15 protein-coding genes are annotated in these 15,030 nt (G+C 37.6%); 5 read left to right on the top strand and 10 right to left on the bottom strand.

What is annotated here, in order from left to right; translation table 11 throughout:
* Positions 1-5: 5 nt before the first annotated feature.
* From ACRPLQ_RS02195 to yneA, 8 genes are all read right to left on the bottom strand, one after another.
* A complete protein-coding gene (locus tag ACRPLQ_RS02195; protein WP_367076872.1) occupies positions 6-1,811 on the bottom strand; it encodes an ABC transporter ATP-binding protein in 1,806 nt (601 codons plus the stop codon).
* The gene (locus ACRPLQ_RS02190) at positions 1,801-3,564 is read right to left on the bottom strand and encodes an ABC transporter transmembrane domain-containing protein (RefSeq protein WP_432235651.1); all 1,764 of its coding nucleotides are present in this window, start codon (positions 3,562-3,564) and stop codon (positions 1,801-1,803) included. The genes ACRPLQ_RS02195 and ACRPLQ_RS02190 overlap by 11 nt, the downstream gene beginning before the upstream one ends.
* Positions 3,565-3,654: 90 nt before the next feature.
* Positions 3,655-3,867, bottom strand: coding sequence for a YneF family protein (locus tag ACRPLQ_RS02185; RefSeq protein WP_013058772.1), 213 nt, complete (start codon positions 3,865-3,867; stop codon positions 3,655-3,657).
* Between the two features lie 90 nt (positions 3,868-3,957).
* Positions 3,958-4,398, bottom strand: a complete 441-nt coding sequence (sirA, locus tag ACRPLQ_RS02180) for a sporulation inhibitor of replication protein SirA (protein WP_028411364.1) — start codon at positions 4,396-4,398, stop codon at positions 3,958-3,960.
* Positions 4,399-4,547: 149 nt separating this feature from the next.
* Positions 4,548-6,554, bottom strand: coding sequence for a transketolase (gene tkt, locus ACRPLQ_RS02175; protein WP_013058774.1), 2,007 nt, complete (start codon positions 6,552-6,554; stop codon positions 4,548-4,550).
* 167 nt (positions 6,555-6,721) lie between these two features.
* Positions 6,722-6,952 (bottom strand): DUF896 domain-containing protein, encoded by a 231-nt coding sequence (locus tag ACRPLQ_RS02170; RefSeq protein ID WP_013058775.1) that lies wholly within the window; start codon positions 6,950-6,952, stop codon positions 6,722-6,724.
* A gap of 69 nt (positions 6,953-7,021) precedes the next feature.
* Entirely contained in the window at positions 7,022-7,690 is a 669-nt protein-coding gene (locus ACRPLQ_RS02165; protein WP_432235650.1) for a YneB family resolvase-like protein, read from the bottom strand.
* 53 nt (positions 7,691-7,743) lie between these two features.
* Positions 7,744-8,073, bottom strand: a complete 330-nt coding sequence (gene yneA, locus ACRPLQ_RS02160) for a cell division suppressor protein YneA (protein WP_028411366.1) — start codon at positions 8,071-8,073, stop codon at positions 7,744-7,746.
* A gap of 146 nt (positions 8,074-8,219) precedes the next feature.
* On the opposite strand from yneA, the gene lexA reads away from it, so the two are divergent.
* Together lexA and ACRPLQ_RS02150 are read left to right on the top strand one after the other, a co-directional pair.
* Positions 8,220-8,837, top strand: a complete 618-nt coding sequence (gene lexA, locus ACRPLQ_RS02155; protein ID WP_013058778.1) for a transcriptional repressor LexA — start codon at positions 8,220-8,222, stop codon at positions 8,835-8,837.
* A gap of 207 nt (positions 8,838-9,044) precedes the next feature.
* Positions 9,045-10,490, top strand: a complete 1,446-nt coding sequence (locus ACRPLQ_RS02150; protein WP_034270839.1) for a hypothetical protein — start codon at positions 9,045-9,047, stop codon at positions 10,488-10,490.
* Between the two features lie 67 nt (positions 10,491-10,557).
* Here the strand turns inward: ACRPLQ_RS02150 and ACRPLQ_RS02145 are convergent, their stop codons facing one another.
* Positions 10,558-10,758 (bottom strand): hypothetical protein, encoded by a 201-nt coding sequence (locus tag ACRPLQ_RS02145; RefSeq protein WP_168761232.1) that lies wholly within the window; start codon positions 10,756-10,758, stop codon positions 10,558-10,560.
* A 282-nt stretch (positions 10,759-11,040) separates the two neighbouring features.
* Between ACRPLQ_RS02145 and ACRPLQ_RS02140 the strand changes: the two genes are divergently transcribed.
* Genes ACRPLQ_RS02140 through ACRPLQ_RS02130 form a run of 3 tightly spaced genes read left to right on the top strand, consistent with a single transcriptional unit; the run spans position 11,041 to position 13,933 of the window.
* On the top strand, positions 11,041-12,546 hold the full coding sequence (locus ACRPLQ_RS02140) for an ArnT family glycosyltransferase (RefSeq protein WP_416420453.1): 1,506 nt from the start codon (positions 11,041-11,043) through the stop codon (positions 12,544-12,546).
* Between the two features lie 20 nt (positions 12,547-12,566).
* On the top strand, positions 12,567-12,959 hold the full coding sequence (locus ACRPLQ_RS02135; RefSeq protein WP_028411369.1) for a GtrA family protein: 393 nt from the start codon (positions 12,567-12,569) through the stop codon (positions 12,957-12,959).
* Positions 12,956-13,933: a glycosyltransferase family 2 protein gene (locus tag ACRPLQ_RS02130; protein ID WP_028411370.1), complete on the top strand. Its 978-nt coding sequence runs from the start codon at positions 12,956-12,958 to the stop codon at positions 13,931-13,933. The genes ACRPLQ_RS02135 and ACRPLQ_RS02130 overlap by 4 nt, the downstream gene beginning before the upstream one ends.
* 39 nt (positions 13,934-13,972) lie before the next feature.
* On the opposite strand, the gene ACRPLQ_RS02125 is transcribed toward ACRPLQ_RS02130, so the two are convergent.
* Entirely contained in the window at positions 13,973-14,950 is a 978-nt protein-coding gene (locus ACRPLQ_RS02125) for a cation diffusion facilitator family transporter (RefSeq protein ID WP_028411371.1), read from the bottom strand.
* Between the last annotated feature and the right edge of the window lie 80 nt (positions 14,951-15,030).

The following is a 15,030-nucleotide window of genomic DNA, read 5'->3' as shown; positions in this document are numbered from 1 at the left end:
CACCTTCACTCTATCAATTCTTTATAAATCTCTTTTACTCCTGTTTCTTTATTGAAATTTTCCTCTTTTTCACTGTGCTGAAGCTGATACATATTATAGTACAAACCGCCTTTATCTAGCAGTTCAGCATGCGTTCCTTTTTCGACTATTTTCCCTTTATGCAATACTAAAATACAATCGGCGTGTTGAATAGTTGATAAACGATGTGCAATCGCAATCGTTGTGCGGCCTTTTCCCATATCTCTTAACACTTCTTGAATCGCTTCTTCCGTTTCTGTATCGATATGGGCTGTTGCTTCATCAAGAATAAGGATTTTAGGGTTTCGAATCACCGTTCTTGCAAATGCTAAGAGCTGACGCTGACCGCTTGATAAAGTTGAACCTCTTTCCACTAGCACTTCATTATACTTATTAGGAAGAGCTTCGATAAATGCGTGAGCTTGCACAAATTTCGCCGCTGCTTTTACTTGCTCATCAGAAAAATGGTCTTCATGCAGCGTAATATTTCGCTTTACGGTATCGGCAAATAAAAAGGCATCTTGCAGCACCAGCCCTACCTGATCTCGAAGCTGTTTATTTGAAAAGGACGACAGTGGTTTATTATCGATCAAAATGTCTCCTTTTTGCTGCTCATAAAAACGCATTAATAAATTAATGATGGAGCTTTTCCCGCTTCCAGTATGGCCTACTAAAGCCACTGTTTCTCCTTCGTTTACCGTAAATGATATATCAGAAAGCACATCTCGAACACCGTCATAGGAAAACGTGACGTTTTTGAATTCTACCGTTCCTTTTTGTACCCCCTGCTTTTGTTCTCCTGTCATCACTGGATTTTTTTCTTCCTCATCCATCAAATCAAATACCCGGGAGGCTGATACCATCGCTTGCTGATACATAGAAAGACGCTGCATCATTTCATTAACGGGCTCAAAAAAACGATCCAAATAGTTGATAAACGCGTAAAGAACACCAATTTTAACAGGACTGTCAGCTACGGAAATGCCAAAATAACTGAGCACAAGAATAACGGCTAAAATATAAAGAATTTCGACAGCAGGCCTCAATAGCAAACCATCTAACTTAATATTGCGCATGCCCGCTTTGTAGTGCTCATCATTAATTTCTTCAAATTCCGAGCGAAGCCGCTTTTCTTGACGAAATACTTGAATAATGGACATGCCTTGCAAAGACTCATGAAGCTTGGCATTTAACTGACTTAGCTTTTCTCGGAGCTGTCCGTAGTAAATAGCGCTGTAATGCTGATAAAGCTTCATAAGTCCCCAAATAAACGGGAGAAGAACTAAACAGTAAAAAGCCAGCTTCACATCTAGCATAAACATCGCTATAAAAATACCAATCAAAAATACCCCATTTTGAATAAAAACCGCGATGACTTCTACAAACATTTCTTTCATAGCTTCCGTGTCATTTGTAATTCGAGAAACAAGGCTTCCCGTTGGCGTGTTGTCAAAAAAGCGAAGCGCCAGACGATGAACATGAGAAAAAACGTCAATTCGAATCTGCTGAATAATTTGAAGCGCAATTTTCTGAAACTGCAGAAGCTGAAAGTATTGAACGACAATTTTTAAAAGCTGTAAAAGCAAATAACTGCTTGCAAGCCACACCAGAGGCTGAAGAGGCAAATACTTAGGAGTTAAATAATCGTCAATGAAAATTTTAATCAAAATGGGCCCTAATAAATCAGCAGCCGTAGCAATTAATAATAGAGTGAACGCTAAAAAAAATGATTTTTTATGCGGAATTGTATAGTGAAACAGACGTTTATGTACCGAAGAATGCTCAATTTTCATTTTTCGTCTCTCCTTCTTCTACCGCACGTTCAAGCTGCTGTCTATCGTACATATCCTGATACCAGCCGCTCACGCTAAGCAGTTCCTCATGATTTCCTCGCTGAATAATTTTCCCTTTATCAAGGACAAGAATCAGGTCTGCATGAGTAACCGAGCTCAGCCGATGCGCTGTAATAATCGTTGTTCGATTTTGACGTTTTTGCCTCAACGCTTGTAAAATACCCGCTTCCGTTTTTCCATCTACCGCTGATAGCGAGTCATCTAAAATTAAAAGCTCAGGATCTAATAGAAGAGCTCTTGCAATCGAGATACGCTGTTTTTGTCCACCAGATAACGAAACGCCTTTTTCACCTACTATTGTTTGATAGCCATCTGTAAAATCGAGGATGTCTTTATGTACATTTGCAACTTTAGCCGCTTCTTGAATTTCTTGATTGTTTGCGTCTTCTTTTCCGAACGCGATATTAGCAGCGACTGTTGTTGAAAACAAAAAGTGATCTTGAGGAACATATCCAATGCTTTTGTACAGTGAATCAAAAGCATAATCTTTAATGTCTTTTCCTCCCCATAAAACAGCTCCGTCGCTTACATCAAATTCACGAAGCAACAGCTTTAAAAGCGTGGTTTTCCCAGCACCCGTCTTTCCGACAATCCCTAACGTTTGACCGCGAGAAAGTGTAAAGTAAATTTCGTTTAACGTGTATTCGTCTTCTTTACCATACGAAAACCTATGAATAACAGCTTCAATATTTCCTGTTGGCAGTTCAACACTAGGATGCGCTGCTTCTTCAATCGAATTTTCTTCTTTTAATAAAGAAAATACCCTGTCATATGATGCTCTTCCTCGTTCCACAATGTTAAATAGCCAGCCAAACGCGAGCATCGGCCAAATAAGAAGGCCCAAATAAGTTGTAAAGGTAACAAGCTGTCCCAGTGTTAACTCTTCACTAATCACCATCTTGCTGCCAAAAATAAGAGCAAGTAAAAAAGAAAGTGCTACAATAATCGAAATGGTCGGATCAAACAATGCATCTACTCGTGCTACTTTCATGTTCTTTTGAACAACATCTGCAGACTTCATACGAAATTCTTCGACATCAGCTGCTTCTTCCCCAAACGTCTTAATGACTTTAATTCCGCTAATGCTTTCTTGAACCTTATCATTTAAAGTAGAAAATGCTGCTTGTGCGTGATGAAACCGCGCATGAAGCAATGTACCATAGTAACTTGTTAAAACGGCCATAAGCGGCATAGGAATAAGGCAAATAAGCGTTAATTTCCAGCTGATTGTTAGGGCCATTGTGCATAGAACAAGCCCTCCTGTGACAATGGAATCCACGAGCGTCAAAACGCCCGAACCTGCAGTTTGTTGAATAGCTTGAATATCGTTTGTTGCATGGGCCATCAAATCCCCAATTCGCCGCCGCTGATAAAAGGCCTGATTCATCCTGGTAAAATGAGTGTAGAGGGTATTTCTCAGCTGCTTGGCTAGTTTAACAGATGAACCAAATATCATAATACGCCATATGTACCTTGTGAAATAGGCCACAACAGCAGCTCCTAGCAAAATGCCAACCATCTGCATTAAGCGCTTTCCATTCAGCGTCCCTTCTTTAATGCCATCTACCGTTAAACCAATAATTTTAGGCGGGAGAAGTTCTAATGCTGCCACAATAATGAGCAGCGCTATCCCCGTTATGTAAGAATTTTTTTCCTGTTTGAAAAACCACCATAACTCTCGAAAAATTTTCATCGTATCCCCCTAGCCCCACAACCATTTTCTTATCTCTATCATAAAACAAAAGACACCCTTCTGAATAGAGAGTGTCTGTCCAATTAACCATTATTTAATTTGGCCGTTCATTGCTTTCATCATTTGGTTAATTTTTTTCTGCGATGGTTTCATGCCCATTTGCATCATCATCATTTTTAACATTTGTTCATTAATTGGTGGATTTTTCTTCAGATAGCTCATCATATACTTACGAGCAATGAAAAATCCTAGCGCTATCCCAACAATTAATGCTAGAACACCAACTAGAATATACATTCCCATGGTATTACTTCCTCCTTCGTGTTGTCTAACTTACAGTGTACTAGACCATACGCTATTATACAATATTTCCGTTCCAATTTCCTTAAATAATTACACAAATTTTCTTGTTTTCACAGGCCTCAGCCAGCCGTATTCATCCGTTCCATAATTCACTGCTAAAAAACAAGGATCTAGCTTGCGTAATACTTCAAAAAAAGCTGTCTCAGCATCAACATTGCCATCTCCTTCAATTGTTATACAGCGATTCGTTAATTTTATAGATGCTCGACTTTTTTTATGAGGATATTCCAGCACAAACGTCTCTTGATGAGTAAAAAAATGAGGATAATGAGAAAACGCCTGAAGTAATTCTCGTTGAATAAATGAATTGGGCAGTTGGCGAGTAATGTAATGAACTTGTTTTTGTAAATGCGTTTCCTGCAAGTGACGTTTCATTTTATATTCAATCAGCAGCTGATAAATGAGCTTTTCTCTTCGAAAATAGGATGATGCAACTTCTTCCTCCATTAAATATACTTCATACGTTCTCACGATTCATCCTCCCTTTCGGCTCGTTCTTTTTTGTACCATTATACCGAATGGTGTACGCAATGCTTGTCTATCGATGAAAAAATTTCTTTGTTTTTTTGTCGAAAAAAAAGAGCAGACCATAGGAGTCTGCTCTTTCTTGTGAAAAAGAATTATGCATTAAGCAAGCTTTTCACTTTTGCTACTACATTTTCAACTGTAAAACCAAATTCTTTCATGATTGTTTCACCAGGAGCAGATGCACCGAAGTGATTAATACCAAGAACTTGTCCCTCGTCTCCAACATAGCGTTCCCAGCCAAGTGTAGAAGCCATTTCAATACCTAAACGTTTTTTCACTGATTTAGGGATAACACTTTCTTTGTACTCAGCAGATTGCTCTTCGAAACGGTCCCATGCAGGCATACTTACTACAGATACATCAATGCCTTCTGCAGCTAATGCTTTTTGTGCTTCTACTGCTAGGCTTACTTCAGAGCCTGTTGCAAGTATTAATGCATCCGCTTGGTCTTTACCAGCTTTAGATACAACGTACGCGCCTTTAGACACGCCTTCGTATGCATTTTCTTTTGTACCTTCAAGCGTTGGCAAGTTTTGACGAGTCAATACAAGCGCCGTTGGGCGGTCAGTTGATTCTAATGCTAAGCGCCATGCAGCAGCTGTTTCATTTGCATCTGCAGGACGAACCACTGAAAGACCTGGCATTGCACGAAGTGATGGCAATTGTTCAATTGGCTCATGTGTTGGGCCGTCTTCTCCAACTGCGATACTGTCATGTGTGAATACATATGTTACAGGAAGCTTCATTAAAGCTGCTAAGCGAATTGCTGGGCGAAGATAATCAGAGAATACAAAGAATGTTCCTCCGAATACTTTTACACCGCCGTGTAGAGCCATACCGTTTAATGCAGCTCCCATTGCAAATTCACGTACACCGAACCAAATATTACGTCCGCTGTAATCAGCTGCAGTGAAGTCTTCTGAACCTTTAATCATTGTTTTATTTGACCCAGCTAAGTCAGCTGAACCGCCGAAGAATTGAGGTACAGCTTGTGCTACTGCGTTTAATACTTCTCCAGAAGAAGCACGGCTAGCTAAGCTTGAACCCGTTTCGTATGCTGGAAGCGTTTCTTCCCAGCCTTCCGGTAACTTTCCTTCTACTGCTAGTTCAAATTGACGACCTAGTTCAGGATATTTTTCTTTATACTGTGCAAATACATCGTTCCATTCGTTTTCTTTCTTTTGGCCATCTTCAGCAATTGTAGCTTTGAAGTGAGCATACACTTCTTCTGGCACATAGAAATCTTCTTCAAATGTCCATGCATAAGCTTCTTTTGTTAATTTTGTTTCATCGGAACCTAATGGAGAACCGTGCACGCCAGAAGTACCCGCGTGGTTTGGAGAACCAAATCCGATTGTTGTTTTTACTTCAATTAGCGTTGGGCGTGTTAAATCGCCTTTTGCTTCTTCAATTGCGTTTGCAATCGCTGTCAAGTCATTGCCGTCTTCAACGCGAATTACTTGCCATCCGTAAGCCTTGAAACGATCTTCTACGTTCTCAGAGAACGAGCGATCTAAATCTCCGTCTAAAGAAATATCATTTGAATCGTATAAAACAACTAAGCGTCCTAATTTTAAGTGTGCCGCTAATGAAGCTGCTTCAGCAGATACACCTTCCATTAAGTCTCCGTCACCACAAATACCATACGTAAAGTGGTCTACAATTTCTAAACCTTCTTTGTTGTATGTTTCAGCTAAATGACGTTCTGCCATTGCTTTACCAACAGCCATTGCAATACCTTGTCCTAGTGGACCAGTTGTTGCATCAACACCTGCTGTATGACCGAACTCTGGATGACCTGGTGTTTTGCTTCCCCATTGACGGAAGTTTTTAAGGTCTTCAATTGATAAGTCATATCCAGCTAAATGAAGCAAGCTGTATAATAGTGCTGATCCGTGTCCTGCTGATAATACAAAGCGGTCACGGTTGAACCAGTTTGGATTCTTTGGATTGATGTTCATAAATTTTGTCCACAATGTATATGCCATTGGAGCAGCTCCCATTGGCATACCTGGGTGACCTGAATTTGCTTTCTCAATCGCATCGATTGATAAAGTACGAATTGTTGCAATCGAAAGATCTTCAATACGTTGTGTCATACTCTTCATTCCTTTCAAAACTATGTACATATGTTATCATACTAATGATTTGCTTATTTGTACAATACTTGAACCAAAAAAATTTCCACTTTTACAGTTTTTGTGTGCCTTATTAAAAATATACAAAAAACTAGAGGGAACTCTCCCTCTAGTTTTACTAGAACGTCTTAGTGAAGACGCTTCTTTTTGCTCTCTTTTAACTTCTTAGGCGTAACATCTTTACCTTCCTCGTCCACAACTTTAATCGTATGAAGGTGGTTTGTCATAGATTGTCGGAAAACTTTTAAATATTCCTGACGTAGCTCTTGCTGTTCTTTCGCTTCAGATTCTGTCAGACCTTCAGCCTTTGCCTTTTTTGAAAGAGCATTAATACGAGCAAGTTTATCTTTTGATAGCATATAAAACCTATCTCCTTATAATCAATAATTAAAATTACCGAACCGTTCCGGCAACATGTAGTCATCTTACTAAATCTCTTTCGTTTTATCAAGAGATTGAGCACTCTCTTGATACTCTTGATAGCGACGATGTACCGTTGCTTTTGAAATATTATAACCAAAACCTTTTAGCGTAACTGAAATTTCAGCAAAGGTTAAGCCGTTATGACGAAGGCGGACAATTTCTTCAATCGGCGCTTCTTTTTTTTCTCTTCCTGAGTTAACTCCTTGATTTTTTAAATTTTGCTGCGGACGATAACCGTTTTTTACGGCTCTTTTCATTCCTCTTTTAATTTTAGCGTTATGTAATTTCCGCTGATGCTCTTCCACTAAGCTAATAATATCTAACACCATCGAATCAGATTCTGAAAGCTGAAGCTGACCTTGATGACTAATCGTATAGATCGTAGCATTTTCTTTATGAAAAGCATGAAGAAGCGCAATTCGGGCATTTCCTCTGCCTAATCGCGTTTCGTCTTGAATGAGCAGCACAGATATTTTTTCTTCTTTCATTGTATGAAGAACATCCAATATACCCTCTCTGTCTACGTCATATCCGCTTGCTTTTTCCATTACGACTTTTTTTACGTTTAGATGGTGAAGATGAGCAAGCTTTTTTAATTCTTCTTGCTGGCGCTGTAAAGATGTTTCTTGGGTTTTTTTATCCGTACTTACACGGCAATAAATAATGGCGTCCACTTTTATCACGACCTTTTCGGCTTATAACAATATTCAGGAACGGCCGTTACACACTACTGTTCAATTGCCACTTGATTATGTAACTCTTTTTTTAAAACAGGAATATATAATTTATCTCCAGGAGATAAAGACTGGGCAGTGTCTGAGTTTAGATCATTGACGTCTTCAACCCATTTGACAAATTCATTGGTGGTCAAATGATGGTGATTATGATACTTGTTGGACAAGTCCCAAAGCGTATCTCCTTTTGTAATAGTAACCGTTGAATATTTGTCTAAATCTACTTTATCCGCTCCTAAAACCAGCGTCAATACATATGTAAGTGCAGCGATAACTGCAAAAAAAATAGCGTAATGTTTCATAGAATGTAAGAATTGGTGCATATTATGATCCCCCTATCAGAATATATGTTCTTATTTTATTGAGAACATTTGTTTCTGTCAATGGAATTCTTCGAACTTATGTTTGTATATTGACACATCACGTGGTATAATTCACCTAAAGAATAGCTAAAATCGAGGTGAAAAATATGAAGCTATCAAAACGTCAACAAGACATACTAGATTTTATTAAGCACGAAGTAAAATTAAAAGGTTATCCACCTTCTGTTCGTGAGATTGGGGAAGCGGTGGGATTAGCCTCTAGCTCCACTGTACACGGGCATTTAGCTCGTTTAGAAAGCAAAGGGTTAATTCGCAGAGATCCAACAAAACCAAGAGCAATCGAAGTTCTTCAACTAGACGAAGTAAACATCCCTAAAAGCAATGTCATTAATGTTCCTGTTATCGGTAAAGTAACAGCGGGTCTTCCTATAACAGCCGTTGAAAATGTGGAAGAATATTTCCCTCTTCCAGATAAATTCGTTTCTCCAGATGATCATGTATTTATGCTTGAAATTATGGGAGAAAGTATGATTGAAGCAGGTATTCTAGATGGCGATATGGTAATCGTACGTCAGCAGCAAACTGCTAATAACGGAGATATTGTGGTCGCTATGACCGAGGACAACGAAGCAACGGTAAAACGTTTCTTTAAAGAAGAAAATTTCGTTCGTTTACAGCCTGAAAATTCAACGATGGCGCCTATTATTCTTCGCCACGTAACGATTTTAGGAAAAGTCACTGGTGTATATCGCACGATTCACTAATCACACTGTATGTAAAACCAACTAATCATGATGTTAGTTGGTTTTTTTACGTTTGTTTTCTAAAAAAATTGGCATATTATAAATGATACGTCGAATCATTACAGGCAGGTAGAGCGGTTTTTATAAAGCCTGTTTTACCTTTTACTTTCTGTCTGCATTTTTTCGACTCTCAAAAAAATACAACCGACTATAAGAAGGATGTAGTTTATGACCAATACACCAAGGAAAACAGAACCATTTCAAACTATTATGCCTACCAAAGCAATGAACATGTTTCTTTTTCCTTTTTCCTTTGATCGAAAAAATAAAGAGCAGCTTGTTCATGCACTAGAAGCAAATATGTTTGAGTTTTTTTCCATTCAAAACAAACATGTAGAAAAAGAATACTACGGAGAACAGTATTACGTATCTCATGATAGCTTGGATCAATATTTTCTTCCTTACATTGAATGTATTCTATTTCCTGATTCCTGCGAAAAAGAAGGCTTGCTTCGATTTTCAAAAAAAATAGACCATACCGTTACGCTACAAACTTCCTCCACCACCGTGTCTAGCAACGTGCTGTCTGTGGATGTTTTTTTATGTCCTTTTGAAATTGGCGTCATGACCATTCGCACTGAGATGAGTCATAATCATTACACCTATGATGACATTTTAGAATTCATGAATCATTTTCGTGTATTAGAACCGAAGCTTGCTGAAGAGCATGGATCCACCATTACCTATGAACATCATCGCTATAGCAAAGTACAGGATTATATTTTTTCACAGCTCGCGCCATTTTTGAACGAACACATCAAAAAAGAAGCGACGCGTGAACAGCACGTCGGGAGTCTTCCTTATTTTATCGATGAACGGATGTTTGTATTAAGTTATGTAACGGTAAATCAAGAGCAAGAGATTAACTCCACAACTTTATTTCGTACTGGGCAGCTAAATAGCTATACGCCTGACGGGAAACCGTTTATCTCTGCACACAACCATGAGTATATTAAAACGTATAATACCAAACACGTGTATTCCAGATGGGCTCCTGAAACCTATTACGTTATAACAGACCATGTGTTTTCGTGTATTTCTAAATCGACAGACTCTAAAACGGATCAGCTTTTGATGAATCATCTATTTGGCCAGCATTACTATAATTTATTTTTGCATTTTTTCTATAAAATCGTGTTGCTAAAACTATCCTATGAGTATTCTCAGCTCACGTTTCATAAAAATTCAGAGGGCATCGAGCGACTAATTCGCTCTATTACTGTATTTTCAGGTAAATATTTATTTTTAGAAATTAGCTCTCGCACGGAAGGTCAAGAGTTTTCTGAGCTCTTTAAAAAAATCTTCCACATCAATTCTCTTTATCAAGAAGTCAAAGAAACCCTTGGTACTTTGTATCAAAATCAAGAGAAAATCGCGGCCAAGCGTCACAATTACTTATTATTAATTTTAACGATTTATACCGTTCTTTCCGGTATTTACGGAATGAATTTAGTTATTAGCAAGCTAAAGGGAAACATCAATTGGGATAGTATGAAGCAGTTTTCTATCTTTGAATATATCGCTTTAATAGTAGCTTTATCAGGAATTCTGATTAGCATTAGTCTCGGAGTGAGTTCCCTATGGAATTTATTAAAAGATCGATTTAAAACATAAAAGCTGTTCGCATCAGAAAATACATTATAAAAAAGAAGAGATTGAGACATAACTAAATCAAGCGAGTCTAAAGGGAAACAAATGAAATAAATAAGCTAGCAGGGATTGCTTGTGACACCTCTGTTGATTTCCGTGCAAGACTTCGCTTTCCGCGGGCGGCCGGTGAGCCTCCTCGTCGCTTGCGCTCCTGCGGGGTCTCACCCCTTCCGCTTTTCCCGCAGGAGTCTTCGTCTTGCCCTCCAATCAACTGCTGGAAAGAACTAAACAAATGAAACCTACGTGCACCATAAAAAACGAACCACTAATCAAACATGGTGATCGATGGTTCGTTTTTCCCTTCGACTAAAATCCTTTTTTCCCAACCTCTTTTATCTATTACTAAATCACTGCCTACTCCACTGAACCTTTTATTACACGTTGTGCCGCTGTTGTAATTTCAGAACAATCTAACATTATACTCTATAAGAAAAATATATACAAAATAATAAAATATGGTATCATAGGGTAGGAATTTTGTACCTTATCTTTGAAATAATTTGCAGGAGGTAATATGCTTAACTCATTTTTATCCAAAAGCCTGATTCTTTTATGTGTCATGATTCTTACATGGTCTCTATGGGGCAGTTATAGTGCGATGACAAATTCATTGGACTTAACAGGCTTGGCTTTAAGTAATTCATTTATTATTGAAGGAATATGTATCACTTTCCTTGTCATTTTTCTAATAGCTATTGCAAGTAGATACATGAACAAAACTGTTTTTTTTATTTCACTGATTGTTTTGACCTTAGGTGTTCGATTAGCATGGATGCTTTCTGTTCAAACACCTGTAAAATCTGACTTTCTTGTCATGTTAGATGCCGCACGTAATATCGCAAAAGGAAATTATGAATTTAACCAAAGCGTTTATTTCACTACATGGGTATATCAGCTAGGCTTTTCATTCTATGAATCTATTGTTATTCGCTGTTTTGGAGATAGCATTTTCACATTAAAATTGTTAAATATTTTTTATTCTACTGGAACCGTTATTTTTATTTATCTAATTGGCGCTAAAGTATTTAACGAACTTGCTGGGAGAATGGCAGCTTTCCTATATGCGTTCTACATTCCGAACATTCTCTACAGCTCAGTGTTAACCAATCAGCATTTAGCTACTTTTTTATTTTATGCAGCTTTTTACCTTATTATAAAAAGATTTGCTCATAACAAGTTTAGCTGGCTTTATATTGGTCTTCTATTGTCGTTAGGAAATTTAATGCGCCCTCTGGGACCCATTATTATCGTTGCTGTTTTCATTTATTTCATCTTGCAAATTCTTCAACCTTACATTAAAGCGAAGGATGCTGCTGAGTTAAAAACTCGTCGAAAGAAAATAGGAAAAAACCTCGTAGGCGTACTGGCTACTTTTTTTATTGCAAATGCGCTGATCAACTACTCTTTTGTAGCGAGCGGTATTTCTAAATATCCTTTAAGTAACAGAGATCCTTTATGGAAATTCGTTATTGGCTTTAATTATGAAACAAGCGGTTCTTATTCTTCAGAGGATGCTAGTCGTTTTATGGGTATGCCAATTGGAGAAAAACGAGCTGAAGCAGAAAAAGAAGTAATTAAAGAGCGTGTAGCAGATAAAGAGCAGCTTTTAGATCTCTTTCACATTAAATTCCTGAATATGTGGGGAGGAACGGATGCATCTACATTTTGGAGTATTTCATTAACTCCTCAAGAAGATGTACCTTTTAATAAAGAGAAATTAATTAGTGCTGCTCAAATTTATGAAAGAATCATTTACGTTTCAACTACTATTCTTTCCATTATTGGACTTATATGTTTATTCCTGAAAAAGCAGGATAAATATCCGTATACACTGTTTTTATTACTAATCATAGGATACGTTCTTATTCACTTGCTTATTGAAATTCAAACTCGCTATCGATTCTTTATTTTTCCAAGCTTTATGCTGCTCGAAGGGTTTGGTATTTCAGTGATTCTATCTTATTTACTAGTACGATTTACTAAAAATAAGCCACAGGCAAAATCTGAAGAGATAAATTAAATGGAAGGGATTATGCAACCGTGATAAAATTCCTGAAATTCGGATTCGTAGGTATAATGAATACCCTGCTCACTATTATCAGTTACTTAGCACTCATTCATTTTGATATGAATTATATATTGGCTAACGTACTATCCTATTTCATTGGCGTCATAAACAGCTACTATTGGAACAAATCGTGGGTGTTTCAAGCAACTGTACATAAATGGATGTTAGCTCAATTTTTCATCGTAAACCTTATTACTTTAGCAATTAATACATCTTGCTTATTCCTTCTTGTACACTATACACCTGCTAATCCGATAATTGGACAACTGTTGTCTACTTGTATAGGAATGTTTTTTAATTTTTTTCTTAATAAAATATGGACGTTTAAGCACACAAACAATCACTCGATAGGAGGTAAAGCATGAAAGAACTAATTTCAATCGTGGTACCTATGTATTTTGAAGAAGAAGTAGCTAATGAATGCTATAATCGCTTGCTTTCCGTCATGCATGAAAATCACATTAACTATGAATTCATTTTCGTCAATGACGGCAGTACAGACCGAACAATTGAAATCTTAAAGGACGTAGCAGCTATGGATTCTAACGTAAAAATTATTGATTTTGCCCGTAATTTCGGGCACCAAACTGCCGTCACAGCAGGTATTGACTATGCTCAAGGTGATGCTATCGTAATTATTGATGCTGACTTACAGGATCCGCCTGAAATGATTCCTGAATTAATTGCTAAATGGCAGCAAGGCTATGAAATTGTATACGCAAAGCGCAAGAAGCGAAGCGGAGAGACCTTTTTTAAATTGACAACGGCTAAGTATTTTTATCGCTTTTTAAATTATATGTCCGATATTGAAATCCCAAAAGACACGGGAGATTTTCGTATTATCGACCGAAAAGTTGCGGACGTATTCAAAAAAATGACTGAACGCAATCGTTTCGTAAGAGGAATGATGTCTTGGATCGGCTTCAGGCAAACATATGTAGAATATGAGCGCGATGAGCGTTTTGCTGGTGAAACAAAATATCCTTTAAAAAAGATGATCAAGTTTGCTTCAGATGGAATTATTGGGTTTTCAACGAAACCTTTACGTTTAGTAATGGTTATTGGCTTGTTATCAGTTTTTGTATCACTTCTCGTTTTAAGTTATTCGATTGTTGTTTGGCTGATAGGTGAAAATATTCAGCCTGGCTGGACTTCGATTATGGTAGCTATCACTTTCTTTAGCGGTATTCAGCTACTTGGTTTAGGTCTAGTGGGACAATACATCGCAAGAATTTACGATGAAAGTAAAAATAGACCTATTTACGTTGTACGTGAAACTATTAACTTTTCTGCGGCTTCAACAGATTCTCAAAACGTGCGTGAAAAAGTATATAGCTAAAAAAACAAGGAAGAAAACAACTGTTTTCTTCCTTGTTTTTTATTCTTTTTGAAGCTGTAAATCGCTTGTCACCCAGTCAGGAATTCCATCATCTTCATCAAATTCAATAATGACATCCGTTATTCCTTTTTCCTGTAAAATACGATTTTCGAGACGATCTTTAATATCATCCGCTTCTGCTACTGTTAAAGAAGGATCAATTTCTACTTTTAATTCAACGTGAAGCTCTTCTCCTTCTTTCATCACCATTAACGTTTGAATATCACGCACTTGTACATCTTGCATAACAATGGCGCCAATTTTCATTTCCATTTCTTTATCTGCTTCACCAAGCGCTCCAGCAGCGTTATCTAAAAATACTCGTCCTACTACAAAAAACATCATAAGACCAATTAGCATAGAAGCAATTCCTTCAGCTTGATGAAAAGGCGTAAACCGCGAAATAAAAACGGCGATTAAAGCCAATACGCCTCCTCCAGTGGCTACCAGATCTTCCATAAAAACAAGCTTAGTTGCTGGCTTTGCTTTCTTTAGATGAACAAAGCTTTGCGTAAAAACATTGACCTCTGCAGTATTCATTCCGACATCGTGCAAAATTTCTTTCATTGCCTTAAAGAGGACAAACATCTCAAGTAATACCGAGATGCCAAGTACTGCAATATTTAAGATAAAGCCTGAAGACTTCGTCGGATGAAGAATATGATGATACCCTTCTTTAATCGTTTCAAATGCCATAATTCCTACTACAAGAACCGCTCCTAATAAAACGAGATTAACCAATCGTCCAAATCCGTTTGGAAATCGTTTGGTCGGAGCTTTTTTGCTTAATGCTGAACCTATAAAAACAAAGAACTGATTTGCTGCGTCTCCTAAGCTGTGCATCGTCTCAGCAAACATCGCTACATTTCCCGTTAAAGCAAAAGCAATCCCTTTAATAATGGATATAATGGTATTAACTATAGCGGCCATCATGGCCGATTTATTTCCTTTTCGCAATAACTTAATTAATTCACTCATGCAATCCCTCCGTTTGTGCCTTTGATGAGATTCAATTATGGTTAGTGTATGTGAATTTAAAAATTAAAAACCTCCAACAT

Source organism: Priestia sp. TRN 1309, assembly GCF_050846875.1.
GTDB classification, from domain to species: Bacteria; Bacillota; Bacilli; order Bacillales; family Bacillaceae_H; genus Priestia; species Priestia zanthoxyli.
Note: the sequence above shows the minus strand (reverse complement) of the source record. Positions and strands in the feature narration are given on the sequence as shown.